The 3,386-nt window shown below is 71.0% G+C and carries 3 protein-coding genes; 2 read left to right on the forward strand and 1 reads right to left on the reverse strand.

All coding sequences use genetic code 11. The features are described 5' to 3' along the window. Positions 1-24: 24 nt before the first annotated feature. On the reverse strand, positions 25-1,233 hold the full coding sequence (locus tag IH13_RS0118045) for a DUF7847 domain-containing protein (protein WP_031085692.1): 1,209 nt from the start codon (positions 1,231-1,233) through the stop codon (positions 25-27). A 140-nt stretch (positions 1,234-1,373) separates the two neighbouring features. Here IH13_RS0118045 and mtnA point away from each other — a divergent pair, with 140 nt between their 5' ends. Next, entirely contained in the window at positions 1,374-2,519 is a 1,146-nt protein-coding gene (mtnA, locus tag IH13_RS0118050; RefSeq protein WP_031085694.1) for an S-methyl-5-thioribose-1-phosphate isomerase, read from the forward strand. Between the two features lie 4 nt (positions 2,520-2,523). Beyond that, positions 2,524-3,213, forward strand: coding sequence for a two-component system response regulator MtrA (gene mtrA / locus IH13_RS0118055; RefSeq protein ID WP_187281934.1), 690 nt, complete (start codon positions 2,524-2,526; stop codon positions 3,211-3,213). Positions 3,214-3,386 lie beyond the last annotated feature (173 nt).

Genomic DNA, 3,386 nt, shown 5'->3' on the forward strand with positions numbered 1-3,386 from the left:
GCCCCCCCCGCTGCCGTCACGGCGTCAGCTCCTCGGAGTGTCGTACCCGGGTACTCCCGCGGCCCTGGCGAGGTCCAGGTCGAGCGCTTCACGGCGGATGCGCCGGTCGATGTAGAGCAGCGCCATCACCCCCGCGGTGAAGGGGTAGGCAAGTGTCGAGACGATCACTCCGCCGATGCCCGTGACGATGAGGAAGGGCCAGCCGAAGTCGGGAGAGGCGCCCTTGAGCAAGTCGCCCAGTCCCTCGCTGTCGACGGTCACGGCGATGACGCCGAACGGGATGGTGATGACCAAGGTGACGACGATGACCATCAGGTAGGTCAGGGCCAGGATGCCGAAGATCCGCCACCAACTGCCCCTGACCAGCTTCGCGGACCGGCGCAGCGACGTGAGGACGGGCTGGCGTTCCAGCATCAGCGCGGGTGCGGCGAGAGTGAAGCGGATCATCAGCCACAGCACGACGACGACGGCGCCGAAGAAGCCCAGGACGGCCAGTGCCAGGCCGGGGCCGCCGTCGAGGAGCAGGCCCGGGAGCAGGCCCACCGTCACGATCGCGGCACTCATCAGGCTCAGCAGCAGGGTCAGCCCGAGGAGCGGGAGGATCCTCGGCCGGGCCTCGGACCAGGCTTCGCCCAGGGTCACGCCACGGCCCAGCACGGAGCGGCTGACCACCACGGTGAGGACGGAGGTGGCGAAGAGGGTGGCGATCATCCCGATGACCGTGGTCGGCGCCGTGGAGAGCAGTTCCGACTGCATCGAGTCGGAGGCCTGGCGCAGGGCCTCGGATCCGACGGCGTTCGGGTCGACCGAGGTGGGTTCCGGCAGGACGTAGCGCTGCAGGAGGACGGTGATGACCTCGGTGATCACCGAGATGGTGAGGCTGATGCCGAGTACGGGGCGCCAGTGCGTACGCATCGTGGACACGGCGCCGTCGAGGATCTCGAGGACGCCCAGCGGGCGCAGCGGGATGACTCCGGGCTTCGCCGCCATGGGCGGCCGGCCGCCCCACCCGGGCCCTGGCGCGCCGCCCCGGCCGGATGCGGGCGGAGGCATGCCCGGGCCGCCCCCGGGAGGGCTGGGAGGGGACCACTGCCCGCCCTGAGGCTGTGTGGCGGACCACTGTCCGGCCGGGCCGCTCGCGTCGGCCGGTGCGGAGGGCCGGGGGATGCCGGCCCCGTCCTGGCCGTCGGAGGGTGCGGATCCGGGCGAAGCCCAGCCCGGAGAGTCGTTCATCGTCGCTCCTTCACGGTCCTGACCGCTCACCGGGGCGGCAGGTTGGCAGCCATCGTGCCACGCGCCGCCCCGGCACGGGTCTGGCACCGTCCCTCCGTCTTGCCCACGTGCGGGGGCCGCTCACCGGGCAGACTGTGCGGATGGCTGATCAGGACGCACGTTCCCCGGCGGTCGCCGAACCGCCGGCCCTTTCCGTACTCCGCTGGGCCGAGCCGCCCGAAGGTCCCGCGGTGGTACTCCTCGACCAGACGCGGCTGCCGTCGCAGGAGGTCGAGTTGGTGTGCGCGGACGTTCCCGCGCTGGTCCGGGCGATCCGCACGCTGGCGGTGCGGGGAGCACCCCTGCTGGGTATCGCCGGCGGGTACGGGGTCGCTCTGGCCGCCGCCCGGGGCGAGGACGTGGCACGGGCCACGGAGCTGCTGGCGGGGGCGCGGCCCACCGCGGTGAACCTCGGATACGGCGCACGCCGGGTGGCCGAGGCGTACCGGTGCTCCGAGGAGAAGGGGGCGGGCCGGGAGCAGGCGGCCTCGGCGGCACTGGCCGAGGCACGGGCGCTGCACCGGGAGGACGCCGCGGCCAGTGACCGGATGGCCCGGTACGGACTGGAACTGCTTGCGGAGCTCCTGCCGGACGGGCCTCACCGGCTGCTGACCCACTGCAACACCGGAGCGCTGGTGTCCGGGGGCGAGGGGACCGCGTTCGCCGTCGCCCTGCGGGCGCACCGCAAGGGCAGGCTGCGGCAGCTGTGGGTGGACGAGACGCGCCCGCTGCTCCAGGGAGCCCGGCTCACGGCGTACGAGGCGGCGCGGAACGGCCTGCCGTTCCAGGTCCTCACGGACAGCGCGGCGGGCTCTCTGTTTGCCGCGGGGGAGGTCGATGCCGTACTCATCGGTGCGGACCGCATTGCCGCGGACGGCTCGGTGGCCAACAAGGTGGGGAGTTATCCGTTGGCGGTGCTGGCGAAGTACCACCACGTGCCCTTCGTCGTGGTGGCGCCGGTCTCGACCGTCGATCTGGGGACTCCGGACGGTACGGCCGTCGTCGTGGAGCAGCGTTCCGCGAGTGAAGTGACGGAGTTCACATTTCCTCGGTCCGTGCCGGCCGGTGCGGAAGAGGGAGGGCCGGTCCCTGGGCCCGAGGGAGCCCAGGCATACAACCCGGCGTTCGACATCACGCCGCCCGAACTGGTCACGGCGATCGTCACGGAGGAGGGTGTCATTTCCCCGGTCACGGGGGTCGGACTGGCAGAGCTGTGTGCCAGATCATCGCAGGTAACGATTAGCTAATGGGATGATGTCGTTTATGAAGGGACGCGTCCTTGTCGTCGACGACGACACCGCGCTGGCCGAGATGCTCGGCATTGTGCTGCGTGGAGAAGGTTTCGAGCCGTCGTTCGTAGCGGACGGCGACAAGGCACTGGCTGCATTTCGTGAGGCCAAGCCGGATCTGGTGTTGCTGGACCTCATGCTGCCCGGACGGGACGGCATCGAGGTCTGCAGGCTGATCCGGGCCGAGTCGGGTGTGCCGATCGTCATGCTCACCGCCAAGAGCGACACGGTCGACGTGGTGGTGGGCCTGGAGTCAGGGGCCGACGACTACATCGTCAAGCCGTTCAAACCGAAGGAGTTGGTCGCCCGGATCAGGGCACGCCTGCGGAGGTCCGAGGAGCCCGCGCCGGAGCAGCTGGCCATCGGTGACCTGGTCATCGATGTGGCCGGGCACTCGGTGAAGCGGGAGGGCCAGTCCATCGCGCTCACCCCGCTGGAGTTCGACCTGCTGGTCGCCCTCGCCCGTAAGCCGTGGCAGGTCTTCACCCGTGAGGTGCTGCTCGAGCAGGTGTGGGGGTACCGCCACGCCGCGGACACCCGTCTGGTGAACGTGCATGTGCAGCGGCTCCGTTCCAAGGTCGAGAAGGACCCGGAGCGGCCGGAGATCGTCGTGACCGTCCGGGGTGTGGGTTACAAGGCCGGACCGAGCTGACATGACGGGCAGCTCTGCTCCGAAGCCCGGGGGCCCGGGAGTCCGTACGGAGCGGGCTGCCGGGTCGGCACGGAGGTCCTGGCGGTTCGGCCGGGTCCTTCGCGACGGCCGGTTGTTCACCGACCGGGCGCCCGCCGGCCCCGTGCTGCGGCTGTTCATGCGGTGGATCCGGC

The organism is Streptomyces sp. NRRL WC-3549, assembly GCF_000721935.1.
Lineage (GTDB): Bacteria > Actinomycetota > Actinomycetes > Streptomycetales > Streptomycetaceae > Streptomyces.

Coding starts and splice junctions, on each gene's coding strand:
- IH13_RS0118045 (WP_031085692.1), bottom strand. CDS start 1,233: ATGAACGACTCTCCGGGCTGGGCTTCGCCCGGATCCGCACCCTCCGAC.
- mtrA (WP_187281934.1), top strand. CDS start 2,524: ATGATGTCGTTTATGAAGGGACGCGTCCTTGTCGTCGACGACGACACC.
- mtnA (WP_031085694.1), top strand. CDS start 1,374: ATGGCTGATCAGGACGCACGTTCCCCGGCGGTCGCCGAACCGCCGGCC.